Genomic DNA, 19,033 nt, shown 5'->3' on the forward strand with positions numbered 1-19,033 from the left:
GGTCACCTTTCCTGATTCTTCCGGCTGTGCACTGCTGAGGTGTGCGGGTGCTACCCGCAGATCTTGCGGAGCTTCTCGACCAACGCGACACGACCCGCACGATCCGCGGCGAGCGGTGTGACGGTGAGCGTGGTGACCCCGGACTCGGCGAACGCGGCCACCCGCTCCGCGACGTAGCTCTCCGGACCGATCAGCGACACGGCCCGCACCAGGTCGTCCGGCACCGCGGCTGCGGCCTCGTCCTTCTTGCCCGACAGGTAGAGGTCCTGGATGGTCTCGGCTTCCTTCTCGTAGCCGTACCGGACCGCGAGGTCGTTGTAGAAGTTCTTGCCCTTCGCGCCCATGCCGCCGATGTACAGGGCCAGACCGGGGCGGACCCAGTCGAGCATGTGGTCGACGTCGTCGCCGATAGCGAGGGCGGGCGACGCGAAGACCTGCAGGTCGCCGAGGCTCGGGTCGCGCTTCGCCTTACCCTTGGCCAGCGGCTCGCCCCATACGCTCGCGGCCTTCTCCGGGTGGTAGAAGATGGGTTCCCAGCCTTCGGCGATCTCGGCGGTCAACTCCACGTTCTTCGGTCCGAGGGAGGCGATGACGATCGGGATGCGGTCACGCACAGGGTGGTTGATGATCTTCAGCGGCTTGCCCAGCCCGGTGCCCTTCTCGGCGGGCAGCGGAATCTGGTAGTACTTGCCCTGGAACTCGACCTTCTCGCGGCGCCACACCTTGCGGCAGATCTCGACGACCTCGCGGGTGCGTCCGAGCGGGGCGTCGTATTTGACGCCGTGGAAACCCTCGATCACCTGCGGACCGGAGGCGCCGAGTCCCATCACGAAGCGCCCATCCGACACGAAGTCGAGGCCGGCGGCCGTCATCGCGGTCAGGCTCGGCGTGCGGGTGTAGATCTGGAAGATGCCCGAAGCGAGTTCCAGGGTGGTGGTCTTGGCGGCGAGGTAGCCGATCTGGCTCACCGCGTCGAACGAGTAGGCCTCGGGCACGAACGCGATGTCGAGTCCGGCTTTCTCCAGGTCGGCGACCTCGTCGACCGTCTCGGCGAAACCGCCGCTGTAGTTCAAGCCCATACCTATGCGCACGTCGTTCCCCAATCCTGGCGTTACCTGCAACCTGTTCCTGCTTCGTTCCAGAACACTACTGCGCGTAGTCGCCTCAGGGGCGTGCAGGCCTCACGACGACTACCGGGCAATGCGCACCACCGACCAGGCTGTTGCTGGTCGAACCGAGCAGCATCCCCTTGAATCCTCCGCGCCCCCGGCTGCCGACGACCAGCAGTTGCGCCTTCTTCGACCAGTCGAGCAACCGTGCCCGCGGATTGTCGATGTACACCTCGCGGGTGACCCGCACGTCGGGGTATTTCTCCTGCCAGCCGGCGAGGCTCTCGGCGAGGACGGCACGTTCGTCCTCCTCGAGTCCCTGCGGCACGAGGGCCGCGGCCCGCGGATCCTCGAACGCCTTCGATCCGAGGTCGCTCCACACGTGGACGGCCACGAGCGGAGCATTCCGCATCGACGCTTCCTGGAAGGCCACCGAGATCGCCCGCTCACTGGTGGCGCTGCCGTCGACGCCGACCACGACGGGCCCGTCCGCGTGGGCGTCGCCGCGGACCACGACGACCGGGCAGTGCGCGTGGCTGGTGACGTTGATCGCCGTGTTCCCGAGCAGCGCGGTGGCCGCCGCCCCGGACCCGGACGCGCCGACCACCACGATCCGGGCGTTCTCGGACAGGTCGACGAGCCACTGAGCGCTGCTCCCGATCGACAGTTCGGTGCAGACCTCGATGATGGGATTGACCGCGAACGCCCGCTCCTGCGCCTCGGCGAGAATCGCCTTGCCGCTCGCCTCGACCCACTCGTACACGCCGCCCGAATCCATGTACGGGCCACCGAACCCATACGGAGCGAAGTCGAGTGCGTGGATGATCTTCAGGTTCAGTCCACGTTCGGTGGCGAGTTCGGCAGCCATCCGGACAGCGGACTTCGAGCTGTCCGATCCGTCGACGCCGACGACGACGCTGTTGCGGTCCCGTGTGCTCATGGCTTCACACTATCCCCGGCCTCCTTTTCGCGTCTGCCGCCCTTCACCTTTCGACGTGGGGACTTAAGTCCCCATCGATTCGGGCTCTCCGGCCGTAGCCGCAGCGGCCCGATTAGGCGATAATGAGAAATGGAGGCGTGTGTCTCGTCGAATATTACTGGGCCACTGCCTTTTTCGGCCCAGAAAATCACGAGCGATCTCGGTCACAAATTTGGTATCCAAGATGCGAATTAAAGTACATTCGGGTCATGCAACTCACACAGTTCACCGACCTCGGACTGCGGGTGGTCATGCGACTGGCCGTGGCCGGGGACGGCGAACGACCGGGTAGCCGGGCGATCGCCGAGGAACTGTCGGTGTCGTACACCCACGCCGCCAAGGTGATCACCCGACTCGGCGAACTCGGCATCGTCGACGCACGCCGCGGACGCGCCGGCGGCCTGGCCATCACCGAACTCGGGCGCACCGCGTCCGTCGGCTGGCTCGCCCGCCGACTCGAAGGCGACGCGGAGGTCGTCGACTGCGACGGCGCCCAGCCGTGCCCGCTGCGATCGGGGTGCCTGCTCCGGTCGGCGCTCCGGCGCGCGCAGAACGCGTTCTTCGAGTCGCTGGACGGCCTCACCGTCGAAGACCTCACCCGAACCCCCACCGGAACCGTGCTGCTCGCCCTCCCCCGGGTGGCCACCTCAACTTCCCAGTTTTCTCGAACGATCGGAGAATGACATGCTCTCGCCCACCTCGACGGACGTCATCCGCGCCACCCTGCCCGTGGTCGGCGCCGCGATCTCGGACATCACGACGCTGTTCTACCGCAAGATGTTCGACGCTCATCCCGAACTCGAACGAGACCTGTTCAACCGCGGGAACCAGAAGCAGGGCGAACAGCAGAAGGCGCTGGCCGGCGCCATCGCCGCGTTCGCCGCCCTCCAACTCGAGCCCGATCAGGCGCGCGTCGACCTCATCCTGTCGCGGATCGCCAACAAGCACGCCTCGCTGGGGATCGAACCCTCCCAGTACGCGATCGTGCACACCCACCTGTTCGCGGCCATCGTCGAGGTCCTCGGCGACGCCGTCACTCCCGAGGTCGCTGCCGCCTGGGACGAGGTGTACTGGCTGATGGCGGAGACCCTGATCGCGATGGAGGCCGGACTGTACGCCTCGGCGGGAGTGGCCGCCGGTGACGTGTGGCGCGACGTGCGGGTCCGCGAGCGCAGGCACGAGTCCGCGGACACGGTGTCGTTCGTGCTCACCTCCGTCGACGGCTCGCCGCTTCCGTCGTTCACTCCGGGGCAGTACCTGTCCGTCGCCGTTCGCCTGCCGGACGGCGCACGCCAGATTCGCCAGTACAGCCTGTCGTCGGCCCCGTCGCGCGGCGACTGGAGGATCTCGGTGAAACGCGCCGGCGAGGTGTCGAACTTCCTGTACCACAATGTCTTCGAAGACGATGTCTTGACGGTGTCGACGCCGTTCGGCGATCTCGTCCTGCAGGACGACGACGCGCCGCTGCTCCTGGTGTCCGCGGGCATCGGGTGCACCCCGATGATCGGGATGCTCAGCCACCTCGCCGACACCGACGACAGCCGCCCGATCTCGGTGCTCCACGCCGACCGGTCCGCCAGCAGTCACGCGCACCGCGCGGAGCTCACCGAACTGGTGGAACGTCTGCCGTTCGCGGTGATGCACCGCTGGTACGAAGACCTGGGCACCCGACGTCCCGTGGGCGGCCTGCGGGAGGGACGGGCCGACCTCGGCGAGGTCACGATCGCGCCCGGCACCCGCGCCTACCTGTGCGGCCCGCTGCCCTTCATGCTGGGAATACGCGAAGCGCTCCTCGCCAAGGATGTGCCCGCCGAGAACATCCACTACGAGGTGTTCGGCCCCGACAGCTGGTCGGCCACCGTGTGACTGCGGGCGCGGCGCCGTTCACACCGGCCAGGTGTGGACGGGGCTGCCCTCCCGCATGTTCTCCACGTACTGACGCAACATGGCGGCGAGGGCTTCCCGGCGGCTCAGCCCGGCGTTCTCGTGCCGGACCACCTGCGCGCGCTGCCACGACGCCCCCGTCTGCCGGGTGACGCACCGGCCCTCGATGACGCTGAGGTACCGGTCGCGGGCCTTCGCCGACAACCCGAACGCCGCGAGTCCCTCGTCTGCGATGGGCAGCAGCCGCCGTAGGACGAGTTCGTCGGCGCCCGCGAATCCGACACCGGGCCAGTACAGTTCGGCGTCCATGCCGAATTTCGCGCCGGCGTGCAGGTTCTCCTCGGCGGCGTTGAACGACATCCGCGACCACACCGGCCGATCCGATTCGGCGAGCCCGCGCAGCGCACCGTAGTAGAACGCGGCGTTCGCCATCGTGTCGAGCACGGTCGGGCCCGCGGGCAGCACCCGGTTCTCGATGCGCAGGTGCGGTTTGCCGTCGTCGCTGTCGTACACCGGGCGGTTCCACCGGTAGATGGTGCCGTTGTGCATCTGCAGTTCGTTGAGGTCCGGCACCCGGCCCGCGTCGAGTTCGGCCGACGGGTCGACGTCGGACACCTCCGGCAGCAGCGCCGGGAAGTACCTGGAGTTCTCCTCGAACAGGTCGAAGACCGACGTGATCCACCGCTCGCCGAACCACACGCGCGGCCGCACACCCTGGTTCTTCAACTCCAGCGGACGCGTATCGGTGGCCTGCGCGAAGATCGGGATGCGGGATTCGTGCCACAACGCCTTGCCTGCCATGAACGGTGCGTTCGCCGCGAGCGCCACCTGGGCGCCTGCCAGGCACTGCGCGGCATTCCAGTGGGCGGCGAATTCGTCCGGCGCGACGCGCAGGTGCAACTGCAGCGACGTGCACGCGGCCTCCGGGAGCACCGAATTGGCGTCCACCTTCAGCTGTTCGGCAGACCGCCCCTCGAGCGGCACGCCCTCGAGGTCGAGTTCGATGTCCTCTCCGCGCGCGGCGAAGATCTGGTCGTTGAGCTGCTCGTAGCGGGGGTTCGCGGTGATCCACTCGCGGCCGAGATGCTCGAGTTCCAGCGTCGGCAGCATGCCGACCATCACCAACTGGGCGTCGTGGCCGTGGATCCGGGCGTCGGCGACGTGCAGCGACGCCCGCAGGGTGCGTTCGAGCTCGAACGTCCCCTCACCGTTCAGCGGACCGGGGCGGACGTTCATCTCGACGTTGAACTGGCCGAGCTCGGTCTGGAACACGGCATCGTCGTCGATCGACTCGAGGACCGCGAGATTGGACATCGCGGGCGTCATGTCGGAGTGGACGAGATTGAACTCGATCTCCATGCCCAGCATGGGCCTCGGCGGGTCGACGTCGTCGGCGAACGCCCCCTCCCGCAGCATCCTCTCGAGCGCGTCGACGCACATGAGCACCTTCTGCCGGAACAGGCGCCGGTCTTCTCGGGTGAATGTCCGAGACGTCACTTCGCGACCCATACCACTCCCCAACTGCGCGTCGAACTGCGCTCACGGGGGAGCATATCCGTTCAGCCCGCGCGAATGCGGGATGGCGGGCTAACCTCGAACCAGACGCTGGTGAGCGGAAGGACCGGAGATGACGCCTGATACCGACTCCAAGAAGAAACCAGAGTTCTCCGTGGGCACGCGCGTGAAAACGCGGCACTCGGCCGATCACGAACTGGCCGAGAAGAAGTGGCCCCTGGAGGCCGGCGTCATCGTCGACGATTTCGCCGGCGTCCAGGACATCAGCAACGATTCGTACGGCCGGGACTGGGCCGTGTCACGCCGCTGGGCGATCGCCCTCGACAGCGGACCACTCGTGTTCCGCAACGACGACGATCTCGAGCCGGAGTAGGCCCTTACGCGTTGGCGCCCGCGTTGCCCCAGGTGACGGACACGCCGCGCTCCTGCAGCCAGCGGCCAGGATCGATCTTGTTTCCGTTCGCGTCGTGCACCTCGAAGTGCAGGTGCGGTCCGGTGGACTGGCCGCGGTTGCCGACGTGGGCGATTTCCTGCCCTGCGGTGACGCGCTGCCCCACGCTCACGGTGTAGTCGTTGACGTGTCCGTAGACGGTGACGGTGCCGTCGTCGTGCAGCAGACGCACCCACAGTCCGAAGCCGGACGCCGCGCCGGCGTCGATGACCTGGCCGTCGGCCGCTGCGAGCACCGACGTGCCGATGGGCGCCGCGATGTCGATGCCGCCGTGGTGGGCTCCCCAGCGGGAACCGAAGTCGGAGGTCAGCTTGCCCGAAACCGGCTGAACCGTGTGGGGCTTGACCGGGTTGACGGAGGACAGCCACTGCTGAGCCTGGGCGCCGAGGTCCGGGCCCCCGAGGTTCTGGGCGGCGGTGCCCAGGTCTGCGGGCAATTCGAAGCCGGCGGGAAGGACACCGGCCGGGATCTCGAACGGCAGGCCCGGCAGGGTCTGCGCACCGTTCGTCTCGTGGGAGTCGACGGGGGCGGCGGCGGCGTTTCCGGCACCCAGCTGGGCTGCACCGACGACGATGGCTCCGGTGGCGGCCGCGACAGTCGCGGCCTTGATGCCCACACCCGCTCCGGCCTGCTGGTTGCGATGGCGCCCGCGCGCCGCGTCCGGATCGATCTCGAAGCGAATGGAAGACCCGCTCGCCCGGTGGTGGGAACCCACAGTAAATACCTCGTCAGTCGTCGGATTGCAGCCCTCCCCGTCCGGGGTGGGCTCCTCTGTCTGGCGACGAATGTAACAAAACGATATAGGTCCGCGCCACCGTTACCGAACGTTTATGTTCGGCGCTCCTCGAGTTCCGCCTTGAAGGCGGCGTACCGAGCGCGGTGCGGGGCGCGCCGGCGAATTACCGCCCACGCGATCCCGAGCACGATGAACCATACCGGGGTGACGAGGAGCGCCTCGAGGGTGTCGTCCTCCTGGGTCAGGGCCCAGATGAGAAAGACGAAGAACGCCAGCACGACCCAGCACATCACCACCCCGCCGGGCATCTTGAACTTCGAGGCCTCGTGCAGTTCGGGGCGGCGCTTCCGGTACACGAGATAGCTGGCCAGGATCATCGTCCACACGAAGATGAACAGCACCGATGAGATTGTCGTCACAGTCGTGAACGCCTCGATGACCGAGTCGCCGGAGAACAGCAGCGCGATCGCCGACAGCAGGAAGGCGCACGAGAACATCAGCGCGTTGGCCGGGACCTTGCGGGAGCTGAGCCTACCGAGTCTGGCCGGTGCGTCCCCCTCCTGCGCGAGGCCGTAGACCATCCGGGACGTCGAATAGATTCCCGAGTTGGCCGAGGACGCCGCCGACGTCAGCACCACGAACTGGATGACTCCCGCCGCGATTCCCAGACCTGCGAGCGTGAACATCGCCGTGAAGGGGCTCTCCCCGGGGACGACCTCACGCCACGGCGTGACCGAGATGATCACGATCAGCGACACCACATAGAACAGCAGGATGCGGATCGGGATGGAGTTGATCGCCTTCGGCAGGTTCTTCTCCGGATCCTTCGCCTCGGCCGCCGTGGTGCCGACGAGTTCGATACCGACGAACGCGAAGACCGCGATCTGGAATCCGGCCACGAAGCCCATCGCGCCGGTCGGGAACATGCCGCCGTCGTTCCACAGGTTGTCGAATCCCGCCTCCGAGCCGCCCGGCGACGTGAAGTGCGTGAACACCATCACGAGTCCGACGACGATGAGGCTGAGGATGGCGATGATCTTGATCAGCGCGAACCAGAACTCGGTCTCGCCGAACGCCCGGACTGTCGGCAGATTCAGCAGCAGCAGCGCCGCGATGGCGATCAGCGCCGGGATCCACAGCTGGAGGTCGGGCCACCAGTACCGCACGTAACCGGAGATCGCGATGATGTCGGCGATCCCCGTGACGATCCAGCAGAACCAGTACGTCCACCCCGTGAAGAACCCGGCCCAGGGGCCGAGCAGGTCTGCCGTGAAGTCGGAGAACGACTTGTAGTGCAGGTTGGAGAGCAGCAACTCCCCCATTGCCCGCATCACGAAGAACAGCATGAAGCCGATGATCATGTAGACGAAGATCACCGACGGTCCGGCCAGCGAGATCGTCTTCCCGGACCCCATGAACAGGCCCGTGCCGATTGCTCCGCCGATCGCGATCAGCTGGATGTGCCGGTTGGCGAGCTGCCTGGAGAGATGCGGTTCGCCGCCCGCTCCCGTCCCTGGGTCGCCGCCCGATCCGATCGAGTCCGTCGAGGAAGTGCGGTCAGCCATGGAACACCTGCAACCCTTCTCAGTCCTTGCTGTCACCGTCCGAAAGCGTGCGTCACGTTACGCCGGGGACTTGACAGAAGCCGAGTAGCTAAGGCTAACCTCATTTCGTTACTTCGAGGCGAGGAGCCTGCACATGATCGAGGACCTGATCGAGATCGCGTACGCCCAGGGCGCTGTCACCTGTGTGGCTCAGGCCGCCGGCGGCGTCGACGAGTACGAACTCGCTCGGGTCGATTCGGTCGCGTCCAGCGTCACGGTGTCGGTACGGGCCGACGGCAAGTTCGCGAAGGCCACGAGCATCGAGGGATACCTCAGCCTCGGCCAGGTCGTCCGGGCGTGCGGACTCGACTACCGGCACGCCACCCGCCCGCCAGTACATCCACTGTTGACGTCCTCTCGGCCGTGAACGACCGAGATTCCCCGCGGGACTCGCGTCCCGAGGTTCCTGTTTCACCGACGGTTGCCGCCCCGCACCTTAGGTGCGGGGCGGTCTCACACCGTCTCCGCAGGCTGTCACCGTCAGTCCGACGGCCAAAATATTCTTAGCGGCGTTCACGTCCCGGTTGTGGACGGCGCCGCATCGGCATGTCCATTCCCGCACATTCCAGCGGCATCGCCGAGGCGATCTCCCCGCACACCGAGCAGGTCTTCGACGACGGACAGAACCGGTCGACCGCCACCACCCGCCGCCCGTACCAGTCGGCCTTGTATTCGAGCATGGACCGGAACTCGGACCAACTCGCATCGGAGATCGCCCGAGACAACGACCGGTTTTTGATCATGTTCCGCACACTCAGATCCTCGATGGCGATCACTTGATTTTCGCGCACCAGCCGAGTGGAGAGTGTGTGCAGATAATCGCGGCGCCGATCGGCGATCCGGCCATGAATCTTGGCGACCTTCAGTCGGGCCTTGGCCCGGTTCCGGGATCCCTTCTGCTTCCTGGCGAGCATGCGCTGCGCCTTCGCCAGCCGCTCACGATCCGCGCGCTCGTGGCGCGGGTTGGTGATCTTCTCCCCCGTCGAGAGCGTGTACAGGCTCGTGATCCCGGCATCGAGCCCGACCACCCGATCGGCCGGCTCGAGTTCGGCGATCGTGTCCTCGACGAGGATCGAAACATGGTACTGACCGCGAGCATTGCGCGACACCGTCACCTGCGACGGTGTCGCCCCCTCCGGCAGTGGCCTCGACCACCGAATATCCAGCGGTTCGGACTGCTTGGCCAACCGGATCTGCCCGCCGCGGTAGGTGAAGCAATTCGAATAGTAGGTCGCCGAATCCTTCGACTGGCCCTTCTTCTTGAATTGCGGGTAGCGGGCCTGGTTGCGCCAGAACTTCTCGAAGGCGCCCTGCAATTGCCGCAGCGATTCCTGCAACGGCCCCTTCGACGGCTCCGCCAACCACTCCGTCTCGGTGTCCCGTTTCCATCCGGTGAGCATCTTCGAGGTGTCCGTGTAGGTGACCCGTCGCTGCTCCTGCGACCAGGCCCGCGTCCGCTCGGCCAACGCCCGGTTGTAGACATACCGGGTGCACCCGAACGTCCGAGCAAGCTGTTCCGCCTGCACCGCAGTCGGATAGAAACGGTACTTGTACGCCCGCTTCACCACCCTCCGCGCCATGACCCAGACACTAGCCACAGGGTCCGACAAATCCAGATCGGCTATCCCGGACCTCAAGGACCGGGTCTGCGCCGAAAGACTCACGGATCAACCCAGGTGCTCCCCGAAGAAACCGTCGATCCTGGTCCACGCATCGGCGGCGGCTTCCGGGTCGGGCACCATCCCCGTGACCTTCATCAGGGGACGCATCACCTTCGGTCCGGCCAGTGCGTCGTTCAGGAACGTATGGCCGGCCGTCGGATACTCCTTGACGTCGTGGACCACACCGGCCCGGGTCAGCGCCGACTCCAACTTGGCCGCCGCGTTCCGCAGGGCGAAGTCCTTCCCGCCGTAACTGGCCACCACCGGACACGCCCCCGCCACCGCCGCGTCCAGGTGACGCGGCAAGACCCCGTAGTTCGGGGCTGCCGCGTCGAACCCGGTGCGCAGGGTCATCAGAGCGAACCCGCCGCCCATGCAGAACCCGATGACCCCGATCTTCCCCGTGCAGTCCGAAGACCCGGACAGCCACTGACGCGCAGCCTCGATGTCCCCGTACGCCCGGCCCTTCCCCGAGAGCATCGCCCGCATCGTCGACACCAGGCAACGTCGCGCACCGCCCGCACTGAACAGATCCGGCGCCAGAGTCAGAAACCCCGCCGACGCCAGCCTGTCCGCCTGACGCCGCATCACGTCGTCCAAGCCGAACGCCTCGTGCACCATCACCACACCCGGCCACGGACCCTCACCCGACGGCCTCGCCAGATAGCCGTGCAAGTTCAGCGAACCGTCGTGCCGCGCAGCGAGGTCGGTCAAGTCGATCTCGGACATGTGCGTCTCCCGTTCCGTCGTCACTTCCAGAACATCTGCGACAACCATGCCCTCCCCATCGCGAGCGCACCACCATTCCCGCTACACTCACCTCGGTGTGCGCCCCGCGCGTGCACCGCGCCTTCGTAGCTCAGGGGATAGAGCAACCCTCTCCTAAAGGGTAGGTCGCAGGTTCGAATCCTGCCGAGGGCACTCTCCTGCATACGGTCGTCCACGCGCCTCTGCTGCGGTAACGCAGGTCACGCCGCGGGCGATACGACGGGTAGGTCGGGACGACCGAGGAGAGTCTCATGAACTGGGTGGACATCGACATTTTCCCACCGCCGATCGCCGACCTGCTGCGCCTGTTGGCCGCGCCGACGAGCAACGGGGCGGGATCATGATCGGCATGCTGCCCGACCTGCCGTACATGGGGTTGGACTGGGAGTTCTTCTTCCCGACCAATCTGTACATCGCGTTCATCAACTGGTGGAATCCTTTCTAGCGCACAGTAGCCCGGTCAGCGGGTCCCGCGTACGCGCCGCCACCACCTGGCCTTCCGCTCCGCCTTCTCTGCCTCCTCCATCTCGTGCCGCATCTGCTTCAGGACTGCCGGGGCCTCGAGCGCGCTGAACGCCCGGGATTCGGTTCTGAACTCCTTCAGGTACGTGCAGCACACGAATCCAGGGCCGAGCGAGCCGAGAGAGAAGGGAATCGACACCAGCAACCAGTTCCCGCCGTACGCGTGGCCGAGCGTCACACAGATCAGGGCGACAGCACCCAAGGCGAACTGGAGATACAGGAACTTCCCGCCCTGCCGCCTGGCATGTTCCATCCCCGACAGGTGATAGTCCATGTTCAGCCTGTGGATCTCGATCTCCCGCTGGGTCCGAATGATGTAGTCGTCGAACGTCTCGCCGTCATTGAGATAGTCATCCATCGGGCCGCCTTCGTCGCGTGGGAATCGCAGCGTAGGCGTGCCCACCGACATGTCGTGGACAGCCATAATCTTTGCGTAAGGGCGACGCCGCCATCATGGTCTTTCAGCGACGACGGCGACTACGACCGGCCGACGCTCCGGGACGAGACCGTCGGTCACGGCACCTCTCTCAGCGTCGGCAGCGACGGCGAGGTCGACGAGGGCGGCGAATGACGGTGTCAGTCGATCGCGAAGAGCCGCGCCGCGTTGTCGTGGCACACCGCCCGCAGCCACGGCTCGCCGAGGTCGAATCGGGTGAGACCCTCGAGCGCGTCGAGGTACGGGTACGGGATGTTGGGGAAGTCGCTGCCGAACACGATTCGTTCCTGCAGTTCCGACAGGCGGTGCACCTGGTCGCGCGGAAACGGTGTGGCCGCTTCGGTGTAGTCCGTGAACGTCATCGTGGTGTCGAGATACACATTGGAGTACTGGTCGGCCAAGTCCAGGAATTCCCGGTACTCCGGCAGCCCCATGTGGGCGATGATCAGGTGCAGCCGCGGGTACCGCGACAGCAGTTCAGCGATCGGGCCCGGGCCCGTGTGGGTGCCGGGCGCGGGCCCCGACCCGCAGTGGATGACCACGGGGACACGCGCCTCCTGCAGCACACCCCACACGGGGTCGAGGAGCGGATCGTTCGGCGAGTAGTCGCCCACCTGGATGTGGGACTTGAACACGCGCGTCCCCGACTCGATCGCCTCCGCGACATACGTGGCCGCGGACTCCTCCGGGTAGAACGTGGACGTCCGCAGGCAGTCGGGGGTCTGCGCGGCGAATTCGGCCGACCACTGGTTGAGCCACGCCGCCATCTCCGGCTTGTGCGGGTAGATCATCGACGTGAACCGGCGGACACCGAACCCGCGGAGGTGCTCGACGCGGACGTCCTCTTCGTGCCGGTAGTGGATGGGCCACTCACGTCCGGTGAGGGGACCGACGGCGTCGAAGTAGCCCCACACCTTCTCCATCACATTCGCGGGCATGAAGTGGGTGTGGACGTCGATGATGCCGGGCAGCCCCAGCGCGCGCCAGAACTCCTGCACCCGTAGATCCTCGGACAACACTCTTCTCCTCGACGCAGTGCCGGACCACGGAACCCCGGCGGATCGGAACGGGGGCCGACTCAGAACAGCGTGAACGCGTCCTCGGGCTCGGGTGCCGGCGCGACAGGCGCCGGTGCAGCGGCAGGGGCGGGTGCAGCGGCAGGGGCTGCGACCGGCGCCGGAGCGACCGCGCCGGATGCGACGGCACGAGCCGCCTCGCCGGCGAGGACGTCGGCCATCTCGTTGTAGTGGTTGCCCACGTGGCCGCGGACCCAGCGGAACCGGACCGGCCCGGGGCGTTCGGCGATGGCCCGGTCGATGGACTGCACCAGCCCGAGGTTCTTGACGGGAGCACCGCCCGCCGTCTTCCAGCCCTTGCGTTTCCACCCGGGCAGCCATTCCGACGCGCACTTGATGGCGTACTGGGAGTCGGATTCGATCAGCAGCGGATCGGCGCCGGGATGCGCGGTGATCGCTTCGAGCAGCGCCCGCAGCTCGGCGATCTGGTTGGTCCCGGAGGGTTCGCCACCCGATTGGCTGGGACCCTCGTGATTGACCCATGCCCAGCCGATCGCCCCACCGGGGTTGCGGAGGCAGGATCCGTCGGTACTCACGATGATCATGGCTGGGACTTTACGTGCGCGCTCCGACAGCCGCCGGTAGCGGTCGCCTTCACAGTGGATACGCTGCATTCGATGACGGCTTCGCTCGAGGTGGTCGAGACCACCGTGACCGCGCGGCGTCCCCTGGACGTCGCCATGTCGTTGCAGCCGCTGCAGCGCGGGAAGGGTGACCCCTGCCACCGCCGGACGGCCGACGGCGCGATCTGGCGGACGTCGGTGCAGAAGTCGGGCCCGGTCACCTATCGCCTCACCCAGATCGACCGTCATTCGGTGCGCTGCCAGGCGTGGGGTGCGGGTGCTCCCGAGCTGGCTGCGGGGCTGGGCCGCCTCGTCGGAGAGCACGACGAGTGCGCGGACTTCGCCCCCGACCATCCGATCCTCGTCGAGGCGCACCGGCGTTTCCCGCACCTGCGCCTCGGCCGCACGGACCGGGTGCTGGAAGCCCTCGTGCCCGCGATCCTCGAGCAGCGGGTGCACGGCATCGCGGCGTTCGCGGCGTGGCGGCACCTTGTGTGGAAGTTCGGCGCGCCTGCTCCCGGTCCGGCTCCGGACGGGATGCGACTTCCCCCGACCGCGGACGTGTGGCGGCGGGTGCCGTCGTGGGAGTTCCACCGGGCCAACGTCGACCCCGGCCGGTCGAGGACGATCGTGCGCTGCGCGCAGGTCGCCGACCGGCTCGAGAAGATCGTCGACCTCCCCCGCGAGGAGGCGAACCGCCGGCTGATGTCCATTCCCGGCGTCGGGGTCTGGACCGCGGCCGAGGTGTCGCAGCGCGCGCTGGGCGATCCCGATGCCCTGTCGGTCGGCGACTATCACCTGGCCGCGATGGTCGGGTGGTCGCTGCTCGGAAGGCCCCTCGACGACGCCGGGATGGTGGAGTATCTGGCGCCGCTGCAGCCGCACCGCCAACGCGCCGTGCGACTGCTGGAGGTGAGCGGGCATGCCGTCAAACCCAAGTTCGGCCCCCGCACGACGGTCGTCGACCACAGCTGGCACTGAACGTCATTCACGCACTCCACGTGGCCGCATTCCACCACCTGTGAACACCTGTTCAAGTGTTCATACGAACAACTAGACTTCGAAGGATCAGCTGCCGGCCGGAGGAGACGCCGTGGAATCCGTGGCAATGCACATGAGCGACGGCCTGATCAACGCACCGACCTCCCTGCTGTTCGTCGTCGTCGCCGTGGCGGGACTGTCGATCGCCGCCTGGCGCGCGCGCTCGGAACTCGACGAACGCACCGCACCGATGGCCGGTCTCGTGGCGGCCTTCATCTTCGCGGTCCAGATGGTCAACTTCCCGATCCTTCCCGGTGTGAGCGGCCACCTCCTCGGCGGCGCACTCGCCGCCGTCCTGGTCGGCCCGTACACCGGCATGCTCTGTATCTCGATCGTGCTGATCGTGCAGGCCCTGCTGTTCGCCGACGGCGGGCTGACAGCGCTGGGGGCGAACATCACCAACATGGCGATCATCGGGGTGGTGGTCGGCTGCGGCGTCGCGGTGACGTTGCGTCCGCTCGTCGTGCGGCAGGAGCGACTGCGCTTCCGCGTCCTCGGCGGGATGTCGTTCGCCGCGGCCCTGTGTGGAACGGTGGCGGCGGCGATGGGCTTCGTGCTCGAGTACGCGATCGGCGGACACGCCACGTCCGGGGAGTCGACCTCGCTGGGCGCGGTGGCCGCCTACATGCTCGGGGCGCACGTGCTGATCGGCATCGGCGAGGGCCTCATCACGGCCGTCACGGTCACGGCCGTCGCGAAGGCGCGCCCCGACCTTGTGTATCTGCTGCGGACGGCACCCCGGCGGGTGGAGGTGCGGGCGTGATCTCCCTCCGCCGCTTCCTGATCGGCTTCGCGCTGGTGGCGCTGCTCGTCGCCGGCGCGGTCTCCTACCTCGCCAGCTCCAGTCCGGATGGTCTCGATGCCGCGACGACGCGCGGATGCGAGACGGTGGAGACCGACAACGGGGAGGCGCTCGTGGGTGACTGCATCGCCCGGAACGCGTCCGCGCATCACCTGTCGGACTCGCCGCTCGCCGACTACACGGTGGGCGGCCGGGCGCATCTCACCGGGGTCGCGGGCGTCATCGGCGCGACCGCGACGTTCGCCGTCGCGGGTGGCCTGTTCTGGCTGCTCGCCCGCGCGCGGCGCAACCGAACGAGCCCCTGACCGTGGGAGCCGGTCACGCCCATCCGCTCTACCTCGACGGCGCCTCCCCCCTGCACCGACTGCCCGCCGAGGTCGAGATCGTCTGCGCCGTCGTCTTCGTCTTCGCGGTGGTCGCGACACCACGCGAGGCGTTCTGGGCGTTCGCCGGCTACCTCGCCGTCCTGATCGTGATCTGGCGGATCGCCGGCATCGCGCTCAGGTGGATCGGGCCGAGGATGCTGATCGAGTTGCCGTTCGTGACACTCGCGGTGCTGCTGCCGTTCGCCGAGGGCGGCGCCCGCGTCACGGTCGCGGGACTGTCGCTGTCCGTCGCGGGCCTCTATGCGGCCTGGGGCATTCTCGTGAAGGGCACTCTGGGCGTCCTCGTCTCGCTGACGCTCGCTGCGACGACACCGGCCCGGGACCTGCCCTTGGGTCTGGCGCGACTGCGCGTGCCCGCGATGCTCACGACGATCGTGGTTCTGATGCTGCGCTACCTCGACCTGCTCACGGCCGAGATCGAGCGGATGCGCACCGCCCGGCTGTCCCGCGGCGACGACCCCCGGACGTTCCGGCAGATCGGCGCCACCGCCCGGGGCGTCGGCGGTGTGTTCGTGCGTTCCTACGAGCGCGGCGAGCGCGTCCACCTGGCGATGCTGTCGCGGGGGTTCGCGGGTTCGGTTCCCACGATCGGGGCGCCCCCGGCGACCGCTGCGGCATGGCGGGCGGGGCTCGTGCCCGCGGTGTGCGCGGTGGGGATCTGTCTCACGGCGTGGGTGCTCCGATGACCGCGGCCGTGCACCTCGAGGGCGTCTCGTTCGCGTATCCGGACGGCCGGGCCGCGCTGCACCGGATCGACCTCACGGTGGAACCCGGCGAGCGGGTGGCCGTCCTCGGCCCGAACGGGGCGGGCAAGACCACACTGATGTTGCACCTCAACGGCATTCTGACGGCCACCGAAGGCAGCGTCACGGTGGGCGGGCTGGCGCTGTCGCGGGGTGCGCCGCGGGACACGTTGCGCGAGGTCCGGCGGCGGGTCGGCATCGTCTTCCAGGATCCCGACGACCAGTTGTTCATGCCCACCGTCGCGCAGGACGTCGCGTTCGGTCCGGTCAATTTCGGCGTCACCGGGTCGGCGCTCGACGAGCGGGTGCGCGACGCGCTGGCGGCCGTGGACATGACGGCGCATTCCGATCGCAACCCCGCGCACCTGTCGGTGGGCCAGCGACGCCGGGTCGCGCTGGCGACCGTCCTCGCGTGCGCCCCGAACGTCCTCGTGCTGGACGAGCCCTCGAGCAATCTCGACCCCGTCGCCCGGCGCGAACTGGCCGAGGTTCTGCTGGGTATCGACACCACGCACCTGCTCGTCACGCACGACCTCCCGTACGCCGCCCAGTTGTGCACACGCGCCGTGATCCTCGACGAGGGTTGCCTGGTGGCCGACGGTCCGATCCTGGACTTGCTCGGCGACCCCGCGTTGCTCGCGCGGCATCGCCTCGAGTTGCCGTGGGGTTTCCGGCTTCCCACCGCCGAGCCTCATTCGCCCGGCGAACGATCCGTGACACCGCCGACCGGGTAGCCCACGATGGGGTGACGAAGCTTCGCCCGCACTCCGACCGGAGGTCAGCGATGTCCACACCCGAAGCCGATGCCGCGACGGTGTCCCAGCGCATTTTCGACGCGTCGCTCGGGGCCATCGACCTTCTCGCCGTCCACCTGGGAGACCGCCTCGGCTGGTACCGCAGTCTCGCGTCGGAAGGCCCGGCGACGGCGGACGAACTGGCGGAACGCACCTCCACTCATCCGCGGTACGCGCGCGAGTGGCTCGAGCAGCAGGCCGTGTCGGGACTTCTCACGGTGGACGCCGCGGATCCACCGAAGTTCACGCTTCCGGCCGGTGCCGCCGAAGTGCTCACGGACGAGCAGAGTCTCAACTATCTGGCACCGCTCGCGCGGATCTTCGTCGCCGCGACCACGCAGATGCCCGCACTGCTGGAGGCGTATCGCACCGGCGGCGGCGTGGGGTGGTCCCAGTACGGTGCGGATGCTCGCGAGTCGCAGGCCGATATGAATCGGCCGTGGTACGAGCAGGTTCTTCCCGGCGCGCTGGCGTCGGTTCCCGAGGTGGACGCGTTGCTGCGGGCGCCCGGTGCCACCATCGCCGACGTCGGATGCGGCGGCGCCTGGTCCACGATCGCACTCGCGCGCGCCTACCCGGACGCCACGCTCCACGGCTACGACATCGACACCGCGACCGTCGAACTCGCGAGGTCCAACGTGCGCGAGCGGCCGGATGTCGCCGACCGGATCACGATCACCGAATCGGACGCCGCGGGAATCCCCGAGGGCAGTTGCACCGCGGCCTTCGCGTTCGAGTGCATCCACGACATGCCCGCTCCGGTCGAGGTGCTGTCCGCGGTCCGCAGGGCGCTGGCCCCCGGCGGTGCGATGATCGTGATGGACGAGGCGGTCGACGACGAATTCTCCGCGCCGGGAAGCGACGTCGAGCGACTGATGTACGGCTTCAGTCTCACCGTGTGCCTGCCCGACGGCATGAACCACACTCCGAGCGCGGGCACCGGAACGGTCATGCGCCCGAGCACATTGCGCGGCTACGCCGAGTCCGCCGGTTTCGGCACCATGGACGTCCTGCCGATCGAGGATTTCGGGTTCTTCCGGTTCTACCGGCTGACGGTGTAATCGTCGCACCGACACCCGATACGTACGTATTTTGCGGAAAGGCCGAAAACTGGGGCGTCCGAAGGGGGAAGATGTCTGCAGTAGGCAGGTTACGGACGCTTTCGCCGGTCGGGGCAACTGTGAAGCGCCAGGTCGAACCAGATTTGTCGTTTGTCATCCGCTACTACGCATGGGAAACACCATGAAACTGCATAGAGTGACAGCGCCGGCAGCGCTGCTGATCGCCACCCTGTGTGTCGGAATGGGTACCGCGTACGCCGCCCCCACTCCCGCCGACCAGGCCGTCATCTCGCACACCAGCCTCAGTGCCGACGGCCGATCGGTCGGCACCGCACTCGACGCGGGATATTTCACCCTGTCGAGGACGGCCGCCGCGGTCGACATCTCCAACGATTCCGGAACCACGGTGGCCACGATCCCACTGCGTTACTCGATCGCCGGCGTGCAGTTCGCGATCGATCCGCTCGTCACCGACGGCGGCCGGTTCCTGAGCCTGACGCCCACGACGACCCCGGTCGCGGGAACACTCGCCCTCACCCCGGTCGACAGGGATTCCGCGTACGCCAACATGATGACGCAGCTCGAGATCGGCTGGGTGAACGGCGGCGGGACCGCGACCGCGATCGGCGCGGGCATCGGATTCGTCGCCGGGTGCATCTTCCTCATCCTCGGCGGATGTCTCCCCGGTGCCGCGGTAGGCGCAGCGATCGGCGCCGTCACCGGTATCAGCAACGCGAACCCCGCTGCGACACCGGCGGTTTACGAATTCCTCGGAACCCTGTAGCGGGGCTTCCGTTCCGACCTCGAGCGACGATTCCGGGAGGACTATGGGTAAGTTCGCACACGGGGAGCATCACCGCGCACCCACATATGCATGTAGCCGTTCCGGTTTTCCAGCGAAT

21 protein-coding genes, 1 tRNA gene and 1 pseudogene are annotated in these 19,033 nt (G+C 67.5%); 13 read left to right on the forward strand and 10 right to left on the reverse strand.

Annotated elements, in window-relative coordinates; translation table 11 throughout:
• Nucleotides 1–50 precede the first annotated feature (50 nt).
• Together JWS14_RS11775 and JWS14_RS11780 are read right to left on the reverse strand one after the other, a co-directional pair.
• Nucleotides 51–1,091, reverse strand: a complete 1,041-nt coding sequence (locus JWS14_RS11775) for an LLM class F420-dependent oxidoreductase (protein ID WP_012689174.1) — start codon at nucleotides 1,089–1,091, stop codon at nucleotides 51–53.
• A 73-nt stretch (nucleotides 1,092–1,164) separates the two neighbouring features.
• Nucleotides 1,165–2,049, reverse strand: coding sequence for a universal stress protein (locus JWS14_RS11780; protein WP_206013216.1), 885 nt, complete (start codon nucleotides 2,047–2,049; stop codon nucleotides 1,165–1,167).
• A 248-nt stretch (nucleotides 2,050–2,297) separates the two neighbouring features.
• On the opposite strand from JWS14_RS11780, the gene JWS14_RS11785 reads away from it, so the two are divergent.
• On the forward strand, nucleotides 2,298–2,771 hold the full coding sequence (locus tag JWS14_RS11785) for an RrF2 family transcriptional regulator (protein WP_072947176.1): 474 nt from the start codon (nucleotides 2,298–2,300) through the stop codon (nucleotides 2,769–2,771).
• Between the two features lies 1 nt (nucleotide 2,772).
• Complete coding sequence (locus JWS14_RS11790) at nucleotides 2,773–3,954, forward strand: globin domain-containing protein (RefSeq protein ID WP_072947177.1); 1,182 nt, start codon at nucleotides 2,773–2,775, stop codon at nucleotides 3,952–3,954.
• Nucleotides 3,955–3,972: 18 nt separating this feature from the next.
• Here JWS14_RS11790 and JWS14_RS11795 read toward each other — a convergent pair whose 3' ends face one another.
• Nucleotides 3,973–5,481 carry a glutamate-cysteine ligase family protein gene (locus JWS14_RS11795; RefSeq protein ID WP_206013218.1) on the reverse strand — a complete coding sequence of 503 codons (1,509 nt, stop codon included), beginning with the start codon at nucleotides 5,479–5,481 and terminating at the stop codon, nucleotides 3,973–3,975.
• Nucleotides 5,482–5,599: 118 nt separating this feature from the next.
• Between JWS14_RS11795 and JWS14_RS11800 the strand changes: the two genes are divergently transcribed.
• Nucleotides 5,600–5,860, forward strand: coding sequence for a hypothetical protein (locus JWS14_RS11800; protein ID WP_005251602.1), 261 nt, complete (start codon nucleotides 5,600–5,602; stop codon nucleotides 5,858–5,860).
• 4 nt (nucleotides 5,861–5,864) lie between these two features.
• On the opposite strand, the gene JWS14_RS11805 is transcribed toward JWS14_RS11800, so the two are convergent.
• The gene (locus tag JWS14_RS11805; RefSeq protein ID WP_072947179.1) at nucleotides 5,865–6,653 is read right to left on the reverse strand and encodes a M23 family metallopeptidase; all 789 of its coding nucleotides are present in this window, start codon (nucleotides 6,651–6,653) and stop codon (nucleotides 5,865–5,867) included.
• A gap of 113 nt (nucleotides 6,654–6,766) precedes the next feature.
• Nucleotides 6,767–8,239: a D-serine/D-alanine/glycine transporter gene (cycA, locus tag JWS14_RS11810; RefSeq protein WP_072947180.1), complete on the reverse strand. Its 1,473-nt coding sequence runs from the start codon at nucleotides 8,237–8,239 to the stop codon at nucleotides 6,767–6,769.
• A gap of 133 nt (nucleotides 8,240–8,372) precedes the next feature.
• Here cycA and JWS14_RS11815 point away from each other — a divergent pair, with 133 nt between their 5' ends.
• Nucleotides 8,373–8,645 carry a hypothetical protein gene (locus tag JWS14_RS11815; RefSeq protein ID WP_241031321.1) on the forward strand — a complete coding sequence of 91 codons (273 nt, stop codon included), beginning with the start codon at nucleotides 8,373–8,375 and terminating at the stop codon, nucleotides 8,643–8,645.
• Nucleotides 8,646–8,714: 69 nt separating this feature from the next.
• Here the strand turns inward: JWS14_RS11815 and JWS14_RS11820 are convergent.
• Both JWS14_RS11820 and JWS14_RS11825 read right to left on the reverse strand, forming a co-directional pair.
• Nucleotides 8,715–9,858, reverse strand: a pseudogene (locus JWS14_RS11820) (RNA-guided endonuclease InsQ/TnpB family protein).
• 87 nt (nucleotides 9,859–9,945) lie between these two features.
• Nucleotides 9,946–10,716 (reverse strand): dienelactone hydrolase family protein, encoded by a 771-nt coding sequence (locus JWS14_RS11825; protein WP_206013220.1) that lies wholly within the window; start codon nucleotides 10,714–10,716, stop codon nucleotides 9,946–9,948.
• 71 nt (nucleotides 10,717–10,787) lie between these two features.
• On the opposite strand from JWS14_RS11825, the gene JWS14_RS11830 reads away from it, so the two are divergent.
• Nucleotides 10,788–10,860: transfer RNA gene (locus JWS14_RS11830), tRNA-Arg, on the forward strand.
• Nucleotides 10,861–11,167: 307 nt separating this feature from the next.
• Here the strand turns inward: JWS14_RS11830 and JWS14_RS11835 are convergent.
• Nucleotides 11,168–11,587 carry a hypothetical protein gene (locus tag JWS14_RS11835; RefSeq protein WP_206013222.1) on the reverse strand — a complete coding sequence of 140 codons (420 nt, stop codon included), beginning with the start codon at nucleotides 11,585–11,587 and terminating at the stop codon, nucleotides 11,168–11,170.
• A gap of 54 nt (nucleotides 11,588–11,641) precedes the next feature.
• On the opposite strand from JWS14_RS11835, the gene JWS14_RS11840 reads away from it, so the two are divergent.
• Nucleotides 11,642–11,800, forward strand: a complete 159-nt coding sequence (locus JWS14_RS11840) for a hypothetical protein (RefSeq protein WP_241031324.1) — start codon at nucleotides 11,642–11,644, stop codon at nucleotides 11,798–11,800.
• A 5-nt stretch (nucleotides 11,801–11,805) separates the two neighbouring features.
• Here JWS14_RS11840 and JWS14_RS11845 read toward each other — a convergent pair whose 3' ends face one another.
• Both JWS14_RS11845 and JWS14_RS11850 read right to left on the reverse strand, forming a co-directional pair.
• A complete protein-coding gene (locus JWS14_RS11845) occupies nucleotides 11,806–12,681 on the reverse strand; it encodes an amidohydrolase family protein (protein WP_206013223.1) in 876 nt (291 codons plus the stop codon).
• Nucleotides 12,682–12,743: 62 nt separating this feature from the next.
• Nucleotides 12,744–13,286 (reverse strand): ribonuclease H family protein, encoded by a 543-nt coding sequence (locus tag JWS14_RS11850; protein WP_206013225.1) that lies wholly within the window; start codon nucleotides 13,284–13,286, stop codon nucleotides 12,744–12,746.
• A gap of 72 nt (nucleotides 13,287–13,358) precedes the next feature.
• Between JWS14_RS11850 and JWS14_RS11855 the strand changes: the two genes are divergently transcribed.
• From JWS14_RS11855 to JWS14_RS11885, 7 genes are all read left to right on the forward strand, one after another.
• The gene (locus JWS14_RS11855) at nucleotides 13,359–14,285 is read left to right on the forward strand and encodes a DNA-3-methyladenine glycosylase family protein (protein ID WP_206013227.1); all 927 of its coding nucleotides are present in this window, start codon (nucleotides 13,359–13,361) and stop codon (nucleotides 14,283–14,285) included.
• Between the two features lie 127 nt (nucleotides 14,286–14,412).
• Nucleotides 14,413–15,108, forward strand: coding sequence for an energy-coupling factor ABC transporter permease (locus JWS14_RS11860; protein WP_206015983.1), 696 nt, complete (start codon nucleotides 14,413–14,415; stop codon nucleotides 15,106–15,108).
• A complete protein-coding gene (locus tag JWS14_RS11865) occupies nucleotides 15,105–15,452 on the forward strand; it encodes a PDGLE domain-containing protein (RefSeq protein WP_179377609.1) in 348 nt (115 codons plus the stop codon). The genes JWS14_RS11860 and JWS14_RS11865 overlap by 4 nt, the downstream gene beginning before the upstream one ends.
• Before the next feature lie 2 nt (nucleotides 15,453–15,454).
• Nucleotides 15,455–16,219 carry a cobalt ECF transporter T component CbiQ gene (gene cbiQ / locus JWS14_RS11870; RefSeq protein WP_072947189.1) on the forward strand — a complete coding sequence of 255 codons (765 nt, stop codon included), beginning with the start codon at nucleotides 15,455–15,457 and terminating at the stop codon, nucleotides 16,217–16,219.
• Nucleotides 16,216–17,010 (forward strand): energy-coupling factor ABC transporter ATP-binding protein, encoded by a 795-nt coding sequence (locus JWS14_RS11875; protein ID WP_072947190.1) that lies wholly within the window; start codon nucleotides 16,216–16,218, stop codon nucleotides 17,008–17,010. Before cbiQ ends, JWS14_RS11875 begins: the two co-directional genes overlap by 4 nt.
• 50 nt (nucleotides 17,011–17,060) lie before the next feature.
• Nucleotides 17,061–18,131, forward strand: coding sequence for a class I SAM-dependent methyltransferase (locus JWS14_RS11880; protein WP_206013229.1), 1,071 nt, complete (start codon nucleotides 17,061–17,063; stop codon nucleotides 18,129–18,131).
• 181 nt (nucleotides 18,132–18,312) lie between these two features.
• Nucleotides 18,313–18,915, forward strand: a complete 603-nt coding sequence (locus JWS14_RS11885; RefSeq protein WP_072947219.1) for a DUF8020 domain-containing protein — start codon at nucleotides 18,313–18,315, stop codon at nucleotides 18,913–18,915.
• The last annotated feature ends 118 nt before the right edge of the window (nucleotides 18,916–19,033 follow it).

Source organism: Rhodococcus koreensis (assembly GCF_017068375.1).
Classification (GTDB): Bacteria; Actinomycetota; Actinomycetes; order Mycobacteriales; family Mycobacteriaceae; genus Rhodococcus_F; species Rhodococcus_F koreensis.